This is a genomic window from Acinetobacter sp. 789_lipA (genome assembly GCF_058242845.1).
The window spans coordinates 121,485-137,603 of the sequence record NZ_JBZAYS010000001.1; the positions used below are offsets into that span (position 1 = coordinate 121,485).

Genomic DNA, 16,119 nt, shown 5'->3' on the forward strand with positions numbered 1-16,119 from the left:
CATACTTGATTAGCTCTTGGCTTCTGAAGCAGCCTGTACGCTCTGTTTGGCTTTTGGCAAATACTCAGGCTTTAAAATTTTCTGGAGTTGATCATAGCCGATAGTTAAGCGTGGTAAACCCACCACATAAGGACCAATTTCATACTCGCCATATTGTAAAATCAGACCTTCAGTGCCCAAGTAATAATTGTTACTCAAGCTAAACTTCCACGCTTGCTCATATTCATCGACATTGGTCGCTAACTTAGAGTCTACAACCCAAGCACGAAAGGCTTCATGCGCTACTCTATTTAACGCCGCCTTCTGATTCGGCAACAATAGATCATCCAGACTCACCAGCTTTTGCTGCTTCAAGTCAAAATTATAATAATGCTGCGACGATGAACCATGTGCACCGCCTAAGTAGCTGCTGGTGTTCAACACCACCGTAGCCAAAGGATCTTTGGCATTTAGAATTTTCGGCTTAATCATCAAACTAATTTGATGGTTAGAACTTAAGGCTTTCAACTCTTGATCTAAACCCAGAAAAGCAGCTAAATAAGGTTGAACTTGTTTCTCTAGTTTCAGTTTAGGGGTGAGGACTTGGCCCACTACCGCAGGTTCAGAACTTGCCGCCACAGCACTTGATGCCTCGGTAGCAGAACTGCTATGCATAGGCGAAATATCAATAATCTGCGATAAATCTTTCACAATTTGTTGATCAATAAAATCATCAATAAACGCTTGATTACTTTGCAAACGATCAATGTTTAATTCTGGGCAAGCATTACCATCACATTCAGGTAATTCGAATTGTAATTTTTCTGTGTCACCGACCAGCTTTAAGGCTGTTTCTGCCTCTGAAGCCGCTGTGGTTTGCGTTGCAGGAGTTTGAGGCTCTTTATCTTTTGGTTGGCAGGCTGTCAAACTGATGGCAGCTGCAAGTACGCTGATTGTAAATATTGTTTTGCTTTTTAACATAAATAACCTATTACCTTGTGAAGCCAGCTCTTGCTTTGGCCAATGCACTAAAACAACTGGGTATAGACATCGGCTTTTAATACCTGTTGAGTTTGTGCTTTCGTCAAATAAATATCAAGCTGGGTCCCATCTTTTACAATCTCATGAGTCCGATAGTGTAAACCAATGCCCTCTTGGTCAAAAAACCAATCTGCTTGCCCCCAGTACAACTTCGCTGGTGCAGATTTTCGCACTTCAGGTTCTTGTTTCTTCAACCAGTCTTGATACGCTTTTTGCACTAACACATTCATCGCCAGTTGCTGTTTCGGATGAATTAAATCTAATAATGCCACCGCTTTTTGGTTTTTACGATCTGCAACAAAGAAATAATAACGTTCCTTAACATTTACATTCTCTTGATTGGTATCAACCCCAATTTGCATGAGCACAAACTGATTGCGCTGATACGGTATACGCGTATACATCGCCAAGCTATAAGCCTTGTTACCCTTGAATTCAGCTTGCCATGTATCCGACTTTTTCACATAGGCATTAATGGCCTGCTGTAAGTTCATGTCTTGTTTTAAGCCAATTTGATCTTGAATCACTCGAGCCTGACTTTTGGCAATCCATTGGTTTAACCACGGATCTGCCGTTGTTAAACTTTGCAGATCTAATTCAATACAATTCTTGGTTTCACAAAATGGCTGTGCAATATCAGCAGCTTGTTGCTGAATATTTAAATATGGTAACACTTCAGCCTGCTCTGTTTTAAATACCGAGCCTTTGGCATCTGTGTCTGTTTCAGATTGTTTAGAGGAGTCACATGCCGTCAATAAGACAGTCAAACTCACCAATATTGTATAAATAGCCTGTTTCTGCAACATGCGTCTTCCATGAAATTCATGATTAAAATTAAAGTATCTTGCATAATAAAACAGCTTCACGAAGAAGCTGTTTTATTTTTTAACATCCCGATTAGTGTTCGCGGGTATTGCGGAACACGATGTCTGGATAACGCTCTTGCATCAGTTGTAAGTTCACACGACTCGGTGCCAAGTAGGTCAAGTGACCACCACCATCTACCGATAATTGGTCATGTGCTTTTTTCTTAAATTCATTGAATTTTTTGTCATCGTCACATGACACCCAACGCACAGTGTTAATGCTCACAGGCTCGTAGACGCAGTCGACTTTGTATTCTTCTTTCAAACGGTATGCCACCACTTCAAACTGAAGCACACCTACCGCACCGACAATCAAGTCATTGCTGTTTTGCGGCATGAAGACCTGTGTTGCACCTTCTTCCGAAAGTTCTTTTAAGCCTTTTTGTAACTGCTTCGATTTCAATGGATCTTTCAAACGTACACGGCGGAACATTTCAGGGGCGAAGTGCGGAATACCCGTAAATTGTAGTTTTTCACCTGAGGTAAAAGTATCGCCAATTTGAATCGTACCGTGGTTATGTAAACCAATAATGTCACCCGGCCATGCTTCTTCTAGATGCTGACGATCACCAGCCAAGAAAGTCAAAGCATCACTAATACGCACATCTTTATCTAGACGCACATGCTTCATTTTCAAACCTTTTTCATATTTGCCTGAACAAATACGCATAAAGGCAATACGGTCACGGTGTTTCGGGTCCATATTGGCTTGAATTTTAAAGACAAAGCCAGTAAAACCCTCTTCAGTTGCTTCAACCAAACGATTTTCTGTTGGGTGCGCTTTAGGTTCAGGCGCATAGTTGCTAAATGCATCTAACACATGGTCTACACCAAAGTTACCTAATGCTGTACCAAACAATACAGGCGTTTGACGACCCGCAAGGAACTCTGTGCGGTCTAAAGGCTCATTGGCCATTTGCACCAGTTCTAGAGACTCTTCAAATGCCGCCCAAGCCAACTCACCGACTTTTTCACGTAAGTCTGGATAGTCATAACCATCACGGACTTCAATTTCGGTAATAGTTGAACCAAAACCTGCTTTATACACATAAAACTTTTCTTCGATCAGGTTAAACACCCCAGCGAAGTCACGACCTGTACCAAGCGGCCAAGTGATCGGCACACATTTGATTTTGAGAACATTTTCAATTTCATCCAACAGCTCTAAAGGCTCACGGATTTCACGGTCCATTTTGTTCACAAATGAAATGATCGGTGTGTCACGCATACGACACACTTCCATCAGTTTCACGGTACGATCTTCAACACCTTTTGCACCATCGATTACCATCAAAGCTGAATCGACCGCTGTTAAGGTACGATACGTATCTTCCGAGAAGTCTTCGTGTCCCGGCGTATCCAGTAGGTTAATCATCTTGTCTTTAAAGGGAAACTGCATCACAGAGGTGGTGATCGAAATACCACGTTCTTTTTCCATTTCCATCCAGTCTGAAGTCGCAGCACGGTCCGATTTACGGCTTTTCACCATACCAGCAATCTGAATGGCTTGTCCCCACAACAGCAATTTTTCTGTCATGGTGGTCTTACCAGCATCGGGGTGGGAAATAATAGCAAAAGTTCTACGAGCCGCTACTTCTCTAGCTAATTGATCTTTAAACATAAGGGAAATCTTCAATAGGTACACGGTTTTGTACACACTTATAAATGTGTATCCAACCCGTAAAGTGATAACTTAAAATTGGCGCAATTGTAGCAGATTTATGAATGAGATTTTATTGATAATTTTCCCTTAACCCACCAGCGCAGTACATCGCATTCGTCGTCAATTCGGATGCTTTCCCGCTCTGGTAGAGGATAAGAATAGAACGCTACAGCGCTATCAGCTACAACTTAGATGTACAGAAACATTGTTTGATCCGATCTGAACATACACTTAATCACGCTGCATCCAATGACAACTCGGAGTAAAACTTCCGTTGCCCCTCATACATCAAACATTATTTTATCTTGTTTAAGCCTAATCTGAGGCCATTTTATAAACTTCATTCAAACTCTGGATATACGAAGCTATATTTCCCTGTTTTTATACGTTCTACTATAGCCAAAGGGGGCATAACCACACCTATTTCTGCTTTACGGTTTTCTCCCTCTAGGTTTCCAACATAAGTAAATTTATCATCATTAATGTGCCATACAAACCAATTGTGAGAAATTTTTATTGGTTCTTCCCCTACCATAACACCATAATCATCTGTGTATCTGAATAATATTGTAGAAGTTCCACCCACATCAGATATGTTTCCAACTTTCTCCCAAAGATTCATTTTTATGCCAAATTTAGTGACGCAATGTGCATAAAAATCGACATCATCACTAACGATATCCAATAATGTAGGAGTTGCATGGATAGGGTATACTTTTTTAAATGCTCTGATCACATCACTATTTAATTGTGTTAAATCAAAAGCAATGAGCTGGAAATATTTTTTCACCTCATTATCCAACTTTACAGAAAAAACATCACCAACCTTAGTAACGACTCTAACCATAATTATTTAATTCCAAATTGTTCCCAATGTTTTGAACTGAACAGCTTGGTATACGGACAACAGGACACTAAAACGAATAGATTCTAAAGAATGCATAAAAAGCCGATATCACTAGATAGAGGATTTTGCGAACACTGCTTATTTTTTATTAGACTCTCAACTGAATTACATCACCATAAAAGCGATCAGCCATCGGCACAAATTGTAGATATCGCTTAATTGAAATAAGTTGACGACGTATACTCAAACTCTTCTAAGCGCTTAACATCCATAGGCATACCCAACAAATAGCCTTGTAATTGCTGACAGCCTAAACGCGATAAAATTTCCATTTGCAAAGGACTTTCTACACCTTCTGCCGTCACGACTAAACCCAAGCGAATCGCCAGATGAACAATACTTTCTAAGATCATTTCATCTTTTGAGCCAACAGTCAGCTCATGAATAAAACCGCGATCAATCTTCAACTCATCTACAGGTAGGTTTTTTAAATATAAAAAGCTAGAATGTCCTGTCCCAAAGTCATCAATCGCCAAACGAATCCCCATTTCACGTAAACGCTGTAAGGTACGAATGCTAGCTTCGATATGGTGCATGGCCGTACTTTCAGTGATTTCAATAATTAAATGATTTGGATTGACTTTGTATTTATCAAAAAGATGCTCAAGATTATTAAATAAATGCTTATGCTCAAACTGCACCGCCGATAAATTCACAGCAATTGGATACAGTTCAATTTTCTCTCGTTCCCAGATTTGCAGTTGTTTACATGCTTGCTCCAAAGCCCAATACCCCATTTGGATGATCAGTCCCGTTTTCTCCGTGCCTTTAATAAACATATTGGGGGTCAGCAAGCCTAAAGTCGGATGCTTCCAGCGAATCAACGCCTCGACTCAACAAATCCGTTGATCTTGGATGGTAAATTTAGGCTGGTAATACAAAACAAACTGTTGTTCTTCTACTGCTTTATATAAGTCATTGATCAGCTTAGTTTGGCTTTTCGCTTCTTGTTGGTCAAAGCTGTAGTTAAAAATAGAATAGGTATTTCGTCCCTGATATTTTGAGGTCAGCATCGCTGCATCGGCATTAATCAATAAATCTTGCGAATTACTACCATGTTCGGGATACATCGCAATACCAATACTCGCAGACACATTGATTTCTTTACCCGCAATCAAAAAGCTATCTTGAATCAACTCCAGCACGTGCTCCGCCATTTGGCACGCTTGCTCAGGAGTGGCCTGCTCCAGCACCATCAGAAACTCATCCCCACCAATTCTGAGAATTTTTTCATTTTTACTTAAGTGACGATGAATTCGTGTGGTCAGTTGAACCAATAATTGATCCCCAACATGATGCCCAAAGACATCATTTACGGCTTTAAAGCGGTCTAAATCGATATATAAAAAGGCAATGCTTTCATTGCGGAAGCGTTGATCTGTAAACAAAAAATGGGCGTATTCCGCCAAATACAATCGATTGGGCAGCTTGGTTAAATTGTCCTGTACAGCCTGATTTGCCAGCTCTTTATTGGCCAGAGAAAGTTGAATATTGCGCTCTTCTAAACGCTGCTCCAGCACCGCAACAACAAATGCTGCCACCAAAATCAAACAGGTAATAAAGATAACAACAAATAAAACGATGCTTTGACCTGCTTCAAGGGTCATGACCAGTTTGTCACTATTGGTTGGATAGAACGAGACTGCAAGCATACCGGTATAATGCATACTTACGATGGTCAAGGCCATCATCCCTGCAACATACCATTGGTACAACAGTTTTTTGCTGACCGCACTTTTATATTTAAAGATCAGCCAAAAGGTTAAACCCGAGCCACTGATGGCAAGTAAAATAGAGAAAACTGTTAATAAAGGATCGTAGACACTCTGATAGCCCTCAATAATCAGCCCCATCATACCAGTATAATGCATGCCCGAAATACCAAGCCCCATCAATACCGACCCCAAAACCAATCTTAAGAAAGGTAAGGTCTGACGCGTGGTCAACCAAATTGAAAAAACAGATGCAATAAAGGCAATAAAAAAAGAAAGAATCGTCAGTGCAGGGTCAAAATAACTATGCGTCGGCAAATCACAAGCCAACATGCCAACAAAATGCATGGCCCAAATGGCACAGCCTAAGAAAAAACTACTGAGTAAAATTAACCCTGTTTGAAATTTTTTACGCCAAGCACGAAATAATAAGCGTTCGGTCGACACTGCAAAAAAACACGCCAACAATGCCACAACAATTGAACCTAATACCAAACTAAAATCGTAATGCACATGCATCATATAAAGTGTCCGTATTAATTGCTCTTTTTCTTCATTTATATATCCTTTTTATCAAAGGCGAAAAGCATTGCTACCCGATTAAGAATCTTATACAAACAGGTTCAGGTCAAGAAAAAAACATAGAAATCTTATTAGAATTTATAGATTTATTTTACCTTGAAGATCGGTTTGGTAACCCGCCAAACCCGCATTTGTGTTTCAAATCACAATTTAAATAAAAAGCCAGTCGAAACTGGCTTTTTAATACATTGCATCAGAGATTAAACTATTTTGCAGTACCTTTTTGCAACTTGGCATAATCTAATAAGACATTTGCAGATTCAGTCACAAATGCTTCCTCTTCAGGCAATGCAGGACGTTGATTCGCTTTCATTTTAGCGCGTGCTTCAACCAAAGCTTCCATAGAAGCTTGATAGCTTTCCCAGTTTGCATAAGGCTTTTGTCCTGCAATCTGACGGCGCTTGTTTTCCGAATCTAAAGTCTGTTTTTCCAGTGCCAACAATTCAGCTTTACGTTGATCAATATCTAAAACCACACGTTTTTGATCTTCAGTCTTTTTCGAGATGTCTTTACGCTGTTCAAGATAGTTAAACTGCGGGTCGACTTTAACGCGTGCTTGCGACAGTTCACCTAAACGTTTTACATACGGTGCAATGCTGCCTTCACGTTTAAACGGTGCGGTTGGAATGGTGTCCCATTCAAGCGCATTTTTCGCTTTACGCTCACCAAACTCTTCATTGTAAATATCTACCAATTTCACGTCTGGAATTACGCCTTTGTTTTGCGTACTGCCACCCGTTACACGGTAAAACTTACGTTGCGTTAGTGTCGCTTGACCATGCGCCAAGTTATCGAGCTGAACTTGTGCTGTTCCTTTACCTGTGGTGGTGCTACCAATCACAATGCCACGTTCATAGTCTTGAATCGCAGCAGAATAAATTTCGCTTGCAGACGCAGATGCTAAATTCACCATCACTGCCAGTGGACCTGCATAGGTCTGTGCACCATTGTCATCGTCTTCGAAAACGCTCAAATTGCCGTTACCATCTCGAATTTGCACCACAGGACCTGACTTAATCACCTGTCCAAGCATACGCGCCACTTCTTCAAGTGATCCCCCTGGGTTATTACGTAAGTCGATAATAATCCCTGACACATTCTTGGCCGCTAAAGTTTTCAGCGCATTGTTGGTATCTTCAGATACAGAACGATATTCTGTGCCCGCACGACGTGCACGATAGTTCAAATAGAAAGACGGAATTTCAATCACACCAAAGGTGTATTGTTGTCCATCACGCGTTACATTCACGGTACGTGAACGTACTCCTGCATCTTCTTCTTGAATGACGTCACGGGTAATGGTCACATTACGCGCTTGGCTCATCGACGCACCCGAGCCGAGTAACCGTATGGTGACTTTGGTACCACGTTTACCACGGATTAAGCCCACAATTTCATTGCTCGGCCAACCGATGACATCCACCATTTTTTCGCCATCTTGTGCCACACCAATGATGCGGTCACCCGACTTCACCTGTCCAGACTTGCTTGCAGGACCACCTTCCACAATGGTTTCGATTTTGGTGTAGTCTTCATTGCCCCGTTCAGGTCGAATTGACACCCCAATCCCTTCAAGTTGCAAAGTCGTCTGACGGTTCAATTCCATTGCATCGACAGGCGGGAAATAGTTACTGTGTGGATCATATGTAAGCGTCATTGCATTGAGTGTTTTGTCTAACACATCATCGCTTTTCACCCGTGAAATACGTTCTAATTGGCGCGTATAACGCTTGGTTAAAGTCTGTACTGGAGTTAAATCTTCCGAGCTAGTGAGATCTTGTCCATTGGCCAATTCGGGGTTGGCTTTAAGCGCTTTTTGCTTCGCTAACTCTTCTTCTTTGCTGATGGTCAAATTAATCAGCTGCGAAACCAACATTTTGTTCCAATGCTGACGCTGCGCAGCTTCATTGGCAAAATACGGTGCCTTTTCACGATCCGTTTCGATATAAACGTTGGCTTGTTTTAAATTCTGCGGCTTTTTCAGCTCATCCAGCATATACGTATAAAACTGGGTCAAACGATCACGATACTGTGCATGAATCGCATACGGCCCACTTAAGTCACCTGCTTTTAAAGCCGCACCTAAGTTGGAGCCATATTTACGCTTATAACTGTCTACTTCAGAGGCAAGAAACAACGAATGGTCTGGATCTAAACTGTCCAGATAGAAATCGAGAATACGCGCCGATGTTTTCGCATCTAAACGTTGATTGAGATAATGTTGACGATCAACCAAGGTCGCCAGTTGACGAGACACCAAAGCCTGCTCCTGCGACGGAACAATAGCTTGTTTGGTTACAGCGGTAGTTTCAGTCGCTGCAATGGCTTCATTAATGGCATGGGTGAAAAAGAATCCACCCGTTGCAATTGCAACCGCACAAGCAATGGTTTGAAGTTTCATAAATAATTCTTAGTTCCTTGGTTTTTGACCAAAATTACAATGTCATTTTTCGACATGAATTGAGAATATTCAAAATCTTAAACAACTTAATCTGTTTATGTCGTGTAGTTTTATCATAATCTGTGCTGACAAAATGTAGCAAATCATTGCAAAATTCGGGTATTGTTTTCGACGACCTGTTTCGCTCACCTTTCAGAGCCAAAACAGTCACTGACCAAAAAATCAAATACGGACACCCAATATGATTGGCGCATTGATGCTCGACATCGCAGGCACAGAACTTACTCAAGAAGATATTGCACTATTACAAGCACCGCAAGTCGGTGGCATGATTTTATTTGGACGAAATATTGAATCTCCTGCACAAGTTCGCGCCCTCACCGACCATATGCGCCGAATTCGTCCTGATATTTTGATTGCTGTCGATCAAGAAGGCGGACGTGTGCAACGCTTAAAACAGGGCTTTAGCCTACTTCCAGCAATGGGTAAGTTTGGCGAGCTATTCTTAAGCGAACCTGAAAAGGCTTTAAGCTTGGCAGAACAATCTGGCTGGTTGATGGCGACAGAAGTTCTTGCCGTCGGTATCGACTTTAGCTTTGCCCCTGTACTCGATTTAAATGACATCAGTGATGTGATTGGTGACCGTGGCTTTGCCAAAAATATTCAAGACATCGTACCGCTGGCCAGTGCGTTCCTAAAAGGGATGAAGGCCGCAGGCATGGCATCGACAGGTAAACATTTTCCAGGTCATGGTTCAGTTAAAGCAGACTCGCATGTCGCAGCAGCCATCGACTCACGCACGTATGATGAAATCTATGCCAAAGATATGCAGACTTTTATCAAACTGATGCCACAGTTGGATGCACTCATGCCTGCGCATGTGATTTATAACCAAGTCGATCCAAACCCAGCAGGTTTTTCACCGTATTGGATTCAAACCATTCTACGTCAGCAACTGGGCTTTGATGGTGTTTTATTCTCAGATGACTTAAGTATGCAAGCCGCATGTGTTGCAGGCGGTGCAGATGCACGCATTCAAGCCGCACTCCATGCAGGCTGTGACATGGGACTGGTGTGTAATGACCGAGCAGCTGCATGCGTGGCTTTGGAGGGGATTAACCAACTGGCTCTGCCAAACCAAACTCGCTTAGAACGCATGCGTGGTCAGATTCCAAACGTCAATGTTCAATCGACGCTGCATTTAGGTGAAGATTGGGCCAAAGTACGCGACCAAGTGGAACTATTTAGATTAAGTTAAGCACTTCATCTTTGACCATTTCAACCACGATATTTCGGACAAAGGGACATCACAAGATGTCCTTTTTTCATTATGATAAACTCAAAATAAATCAACAGGCTTGCTCTGCATTGCCCAAACAACAACGCTAAAATAACAAAATATCGGGTACGGATACCATGACAGATGCTTTATCGGCTCATCGCCACATCTCTTTTACTGCGCACTATACAGGCTATATTTGGTATAGCATGGGCATCTCACATCCTGTATTTGCCACCCGCAAAGGGAAGTTACTGGCCAAACTGGTGCATCCACTCGAAAGTTGGGCCGAAAAACACGTCGGTGGCAGCATGCGCACGACCTTAAAACAGCGTCATCAAATGATTGATGACCACCTCAGCGCGCTGATCCAACAGTACCCAAACTTACAAGTTTTAGAAATTGCCAGTGGTCTGTCCCCACGCGGCTGGAGCTTTCGCCAACAGTATCCTGAGATTGACTATCGTGAACTCGACTTACCTGACATGGCAAAAATGAAAACTCAGGCCTTAAAACAGATCGATCAGACCAGTCCAACGGTTCTCTCCGCCGACTTATTTAGCGCAGATTTTGCCCTTGCCTTTGAGGTGTTTGACCCAAACCGCCCTTTGGTGGTGGTGAGTGAAGGTCTGATCAACTACTTTAGCAAAGACATGCTCGCTCAACTGTTACAAGGCATTGTCCAATACGGGCAGCAGTTTGATCAGTTATATTATCTGACTGACCTCTACCCTGAACCTGTGAAAAATAAGCTGGCTAATTTTATCTGGAGCAGTAGCAAGCTTTTAAAATGGATGTCCCGTAGCGCCTTTGGCTTTCACTTTGTCAGTCCGCCTGAAGCCACTCAGTTTTTCAAACAAGCGGGCTTTCATACTGTGACCGTTCACCAACCTACTTTAGCTTTCAATAGTACTCAGGCCGATACTTCAAACTTAGATCAGCAGGATCACTTAGGCGACTTGGTCTGGTTGGTGCATAGCCAATGGCAAAAGCCCAATCAACCCGAGCAATAGCCTAAAACCCAACCCATAAAAAAAACAGCGATGACACACTGTTTTTTTATTTTTGACTTTCACTTAACTCACGGCTTCGAGCAACGTCTGTTCTTGTTTCTGACGCCCCACAAAGCGAAGCAGTCGCTCCGCGAGTTCAAAACTACCATGTTTAAATAAGGCACGAATGTACAGTCCATCTTCCGCAAAAATTAAACATTCAATCTGAAACGCGCCTTCTTCATCGCTCAAGTGTAAAGCTAAATCACGCGGATATTTAGCCGCCACAGCAGCCAACTTTGACTCAAAGCGTAAAAGTACCCCAAAGTAGTTCAAATCCACCACTTCTGTCGCAATCACCAAATCCGAATGACGATAGCTTAAAAAGGTTTCAGGTTGTTGAATCTGAACCCGCTCTTCACCGCGGCGCTCCATTTCCAACATTTGTGCTCGACTAAAGGGGATAATCCCGTCTAAGTCTTGAATGGACTCGTCCTTCAGAAACGTCACAAACAAATGCATGGTTTCTTTACGGCGTTGTAGCTGTGGCACATGGTCTGCATTGGCAATTTGCGCATATTCCATGTCAGGACATTGCAATGCAAAATTGGCATTTTCATGTGGCAAGGTAAAACTATCATATTGGCCACAGGCCACCAAGACTTTACACTGTGGAATCGGCACATCGGTGAGGCGAAGCAAACGATTACAGTTGATTTCATAACGCTCTTGTTCTGTTGCGGTAAACTCCGCCATCTGCCTGAAGAACAAACGCTTGGCTGTGGGTGACATTCTGGTTTTATCCATTTTGGCATGATTGACCAAATACAAAATCACTGCCTGACCAAACTCATCCATGCGTTGTTCACGCATTAAATGTAACGATTCCTCCAGCAACATCCGCCAGCTTTTACGGGTCTTTTGCATCACACCCATTAAAATCATACGGTCAATCAGCTCTGGTCGTTGATCGGCCAGACAAGATGCCACCACTGAGCCCAGTGACATGCCCATCACTGAAACTTTGTCTAATCCTTCAATATCGAACCAGATGCCAAGCATCTTCGCGAGATCACCCAGTTCTAATGTTCCTGCAGACAAGCCCGTATCGATATTACGAATTTGTTGATTGGCACCCATTGAAGGCAGATCAATCAGGACAATCGGACCGGCATCCAGCAATTGCTCAACACAGTATTTGTAGGAATTAAAGTTTTGAAATGCCCCACCGATAATCACGATAGGCGTACGATGGAATGACTCTGGCCGAGCAATCGCCATGTATTCGACTTTCCAGCCCTCAATCCATGTGGTTCGTGCAGGTTCTTTAAAGCTGTTACGATGGTAAACATCAAAAAAACCTAAGCGTAAATTCGCGTCATTCAGCTCGGCATCCCTTTGAATCATAGAATTCATGTTCCTTCCCTCTACTCTTGCCTATACTTTTTGTTTTGCAAGAAATGCACGATCACGCCTGTCAACAGCAACAGGGTGTTCAGTGTTGTAATAATTATGCAAGGACTTCATGTCCTAAAATTCATTCTATACAGAGCACTGTTTTACACGCAACAGATTGTATAACCGCTCATCATGTTTTAGATAAAAAACAATTTCAAAATATGTATAAGTCCGCCTCTGCACTGGATTTTTCATGTAGAGACTATGCGGTCGAGTGTTAGGCTGTTACTATCTTCTGTGAAATTTCTAAGTGATCAACCCGCTATGCAAGAGTCGATTGAACAATATATGCAAACGGTAGGACAGCAAGCACGTCAAGCTTCTCGTATTTTGGCGCGTGCCTCTACCGAAACTAAAAACAATGCGTTGTCAGCTATTTATACTGCTTTAGTCAACAGTGAACCTGCTATTTTAGCGGCGAACCAAGCAGATATGAACAAAGCGCACAGCAACAACTTAGACAGTGCTTTACTTGATCGCTTAGAACTGTCTCCCGCACGATTTAAAGGCATGTTGCAAGGCTTAAAAGATGTGATTAGCCTCAAAGATCCTGTTGGTGAAATCACCGACATGGCCTATCGTCCGTCAGGAATCCAGCTCGGTAAGATGCGCGTTCCTTTAGGCGTGGTTGGCATGATTTACGAGTCTCGCCCAAATGTGACCTTAGAAGCCGCGTCTTTAGCACTAAAGTCTGGCAATGCCATTATTTTACGTGGTGGTTCTGAAGCGCTCGAATCAAATAAAGCCATTGCTGAAGCCATCCAACGCGGTTTAAAACTGGCGGGTTTACCTGAACATGCGGTTCAAGTCATTAACACCGCAGACCGTGCAGCCGTGGGGCAACTGATTACACTCACTGAATTTGTCGATGTGATTGTTCCACGTGGAGGCAAAAGCCTGATTGAACGTATCAGCAATGAAGCCCGTGTCCCTGTGATTAAACACTTGGATGGGAACTGTCACGTTTATGTTGAAGCGCAAGCTGACCTACAAAAAGCCCTACCGATTGCGCTCAATGCAAAAACTCACCGTTACGGCGTATGTAATGCAATGGAAACTTTGCTGGTCGATGAAAAAGTCGCAGATGAGTTTTTACCGCGTGTCGCTGAGCTCTACACTGAAAAACAAGTAGAATTGCGTGGCTGTGCTGAAACTCAGCGCATTTTAGGTACGGCAGTCAAAACGGCAACCGAAGAAGATTGGTACACGGAATACCTCGGTCCAATTTTAGCGGTGAAAGTGGTGTCTGGTATGGAAGAAGCGATTGAGCATATCAATAAATATGGCTCACATCATACCGATTCGATTATTACGGAAAACTACTCTCTAGCTCGCGAGTTCTTGGCCGCTGTGGATTCGAGTTCTGTCATGATCAATGCGTCGACCCGTTTTGCCGATGGTTTTGAATATGGCTTAGGTGCAGAAATTGGCATCTCAACGGATAAAATCCATGCCCGTGGCCCAGTCGGCTTAGAAGGCCTGACTTCACAAAAATGGATTGTGTTTGGTGATGGTCAAATTCGCCAATAACTCATCCGACACATTTTAAATATCTATGTTCAGCTCTTTCCAAAGGGCTGAACATTTTTTATATCTAAACATTCTCTGCCTCTGCGAATCCTTAAAATCTAGAGGAAATCATGCTTTTTTTGATGGTCACGTTGATTGTGCATGTGATTATGTCTGGATCTAAAACGACATATCAAAAATAAACAGGAACGCCACAATATATTCAGCTCTTTTCAGCAGATAGCATGTTATTTTTATAGCGTTGAAGCTGATGAATAATTCAGCATCATTTCATGAATAAATGAAAATCATGAGCCGATAAATTTTAATTATTATTCATCAGACGGTCGATAGTGCTTAAGTCTAATCACCTAAAGTCTATCTTGGACTAAAAATATACACATGATACAACATAAAAAATGATCAAGATTGCATAAGAACGTACTGCATGAAGATCAGTTCTAGGACGGATAATTCAATTAGAATCAGGTATTAAAACGTGTCTACATCAGTATTAGTAATTAACTGCGGATCTTCATCAATCAAATATGCGCTCGTTTCTGAACGTCGTGAAGATCGTATTTTCGGTTTAGCTGAGAACTTAGGTTCTGCTGACGCTCGTATCAAAGGCATTACTGCGGGTGGTCAACCCCTTGAATTGTCTATTCCACATGCCGATCATGAAAAAGCATTGGAAACCATCTTAGAACGCCTTTCACATTATAACCCTCAAGCCATTGGTCACCGCGTAGTACACGGCGGTACATTGACCAAAGCTGAGCTTTTAACAGAAGAAATTGTCGAATGCATTCGTGCAGCAACACCACTTGCTCCATTACACAACCCTGCACACTTGGTTGGGATTGACGCCACGATGCGTTTATTCCCAGAACTACCACAAGTGGCGGTATTTGATACAGCATTCCACCAAACCATGCCTGCACATGCTTACCGCTATGCTGTGCCAAAATTTTTATACACTGAACACAATGTCCGTCGCTATGGCTTCCACGGTACAAGCCATGCTTATGTGTCTGAACGCGGTTCAGAACTGGCTGGTAGCTTCAAACAAGGAGGCTGGTTAACTGCACACTTGGGTAATGGTAGCTCTACTTGTGCGATTTGGAATGGACAAAGTGTCGATACCTCAATGGGCTTAACTCCACTTGAAGGTGTCGTAATGGGTACACGCAGTGGTGATGTCGATCCAAGCTTACATAGTTTCCTTGCCAACAACCTAGGCTGGGACATTTATAAAATTGATAAAATGTTGAATAGCCAATCGGGCTTACTCGGCCTGTCTGATCTATCAAATGACATGCGCACTTTGATTGAAGCCTCAGAACAAGGCAATGAAGATGCGACTTTAGCTATTGAAGTGTTCTGCTACCGCCTCGCAAAATCATTGGCTGCGTTGAGCTGTGGTCTACCACGTCTTGATGGCTTGTTCTTCACGGGTGGTATTGGTGAGAACTCCGCATATATTCGTGAAAAAACAGTCGCTTTCCTACCGCACTTTGGTTTTAACTTGAGTAAAGAAGCCAATGACAGTTTAAAACGTGGTACCGAAGGTCGTATTGATACAGGTACAGGCCCGCAAATTTGGGTTGTACCGACCGATGAAGAAGGCCGTATTGCCAAAGAAACTGCATCCGTGGCCAATGAGGTGATTCAAACTGCTGCAAAAAAGTCTGAAGACAATGTAGCGATCGCTTAAGCGGTCGTTACAT

The 16,119-nt window shown here is 42.5% G+C and carries 10 protein-coding genes and 1 pseudogene; 4 read left to right on the forward strand and 7 right to left on the reverse strand.

The window, feature by feature from the left end; translation table 11 throughout:
- Positions 1 to 9: 9 nt before the first annotated feature.
- From AC4CUZ_RS00570 to AC4CUZ_RS00595, 6 genes and pseudogenes are all read right to left on the reverse strand, one after another.
- Positions 10 to 960: an RsiV family protein gene (locus tag AC4CUZ_RS00570; RefSeq protein WP_490747135.1), complete on the reverse strand. Its 951-nt coding sequence runs from the start codon at positions 958 to 960 to the stop codon at positions 10 to 12.
- 47 nt (positions 961 to 1,007) lie between these two features.
- Positions 1,008 to 1,826: a hypothetical protein gene (locus AC4CUZ_RS00575; RefSeq protein ID WP_201702451.1), complete on the reverse strand. Its 819-nt coding sequence runs from the start codon at positions 1,824 to 1,826 to the stop codon at positions 1,008 to 1,010.
- A gap of 91 nt (positions 1,827 to 1,917) precedes the next feature.
- On the reverse strand, positions 1,918 to 3,507 hold the full coding sequence (locus AC4CUZ_RS00580; RefSeq protein WP_005400798.1) for a peptide chain release factor 3: 1,590 nt from the start codon (positions 3,505 to 3,507) through the stop codon (positions 1,918 to 1,920).
- Between the two features lie 382 nt (positions 3,508 to 3,889).
- The gene (locus AC4CUZ_RS00585; protein ID WP_490747136.1) at positions 3,890 to 4,396 is read right to left on the reverse strand and encodes a hypothetical protein; all 507 of its coding nucleotides are present in this window, start codon (positions 4,394 to 4,396) and stop codon (positions 3,890 to 3,892) included.
- 215 nt (positions 4,397 to 4,611) lie between these two features.
- Positions 4,612 to 6,690 (reverse strand): annotated as a pseudogene (locus AC4CUZ_RS00590) (bifunctional diguanylate cyclase/phosphodiesterase).
- A gap of 265 nt (positions 6,691 to 6,955) precedes the next feature.
- Positions 6,956 to 9,151, reverse strand: a complete 2,196-nt coding sequence (locus AC4CUZ_RS00595; protein WP_490747137.1) for a carboxy terminal-processing peptidase — start codon at positions 9,149 to 9,151, stop codon at positions 6,956 to 6,958.
- A gap of 241 nt (positions 9,152 to 9,392) precedes the next feature.
- Between AC4CUZ_RS00595 and nagZ the strand changes: the two genes are divergently transcribed.
- On the forward strand, positions 9,393 to 10,409 hold the full coding sequence (gene nagZ / locus AC4CUZ_RS00600) for a beta-N-acetylhexosaminidase (RefSeq protein ID WP_062034960.1): 1,017 nt from the start codon (positions 9,393 to 9,395) through the stop codon (positions 10,407 to 10,409).
- 158 nt (positions 10,410 to 10,567) lie between these two features.
- Positions 10,568 to 11,443, forward strand: coding sequence for a class I SAM-dependent methyltransferase (locus AC4CUZ_RS00605; protein WP_490747138.1), 876 nt, complete (start codon positions 10,568 to 10,570; stop codon positions 11,441 to 11,443).
- 63 nt (positions 11,444 to 11,506) lie between these two features.
- Here the strand turns inward: AC4CUZ_RS00605 and AC4CUZ_RS00610 are convergent, their stop codons facing one another.
- Positions 11,507 to 12,838, reverse strand: coding sequence for an alpha/beta fold hydrolase (locus tag AC4CUZ_RS00610; RefSeq protein WP_490747139.1), 1,332 nt, complete (start codon positions 12,836 to 12,838; stop codon positions 11,507 to 11,509).
- Positions 12,839 to 13,144: 306 nt separating this feature from the next.
- On the opposite strand from AC4CUZ_RS00610, the gene AC4CUZ_RS00615 reads away from it, so the two are divergent.
- Both AC4CUZ_RS00615 and AC4CUZ_RS00620 read left to right on the forward strand, forming a co-directional pair.
- Entirely contained in the window at positions 13,145 to 14,410 is a 1,266-nt protein-coding gene (locus tag AC4CUZ_RS00615) for a glutamate-5-semialdehyde dehydrogenase (RefSeq protein ID WP_078389365.1), read from the forward strand.
- A 478-nt stretch (positions 14,411 to 14,888) separates the two neighbouring features.
- Entirely contained in the window at positions 14,889 to 16,106 is a 1,218-nt protein-coding gene (locus AC4CUZ_RS00620) for an acetate/propionate family kinase (protein ID WP_078425193.1), read from the forward strand.
- Positions 16,107 to 16,119 lie beyond the last annotated feature (13 nt).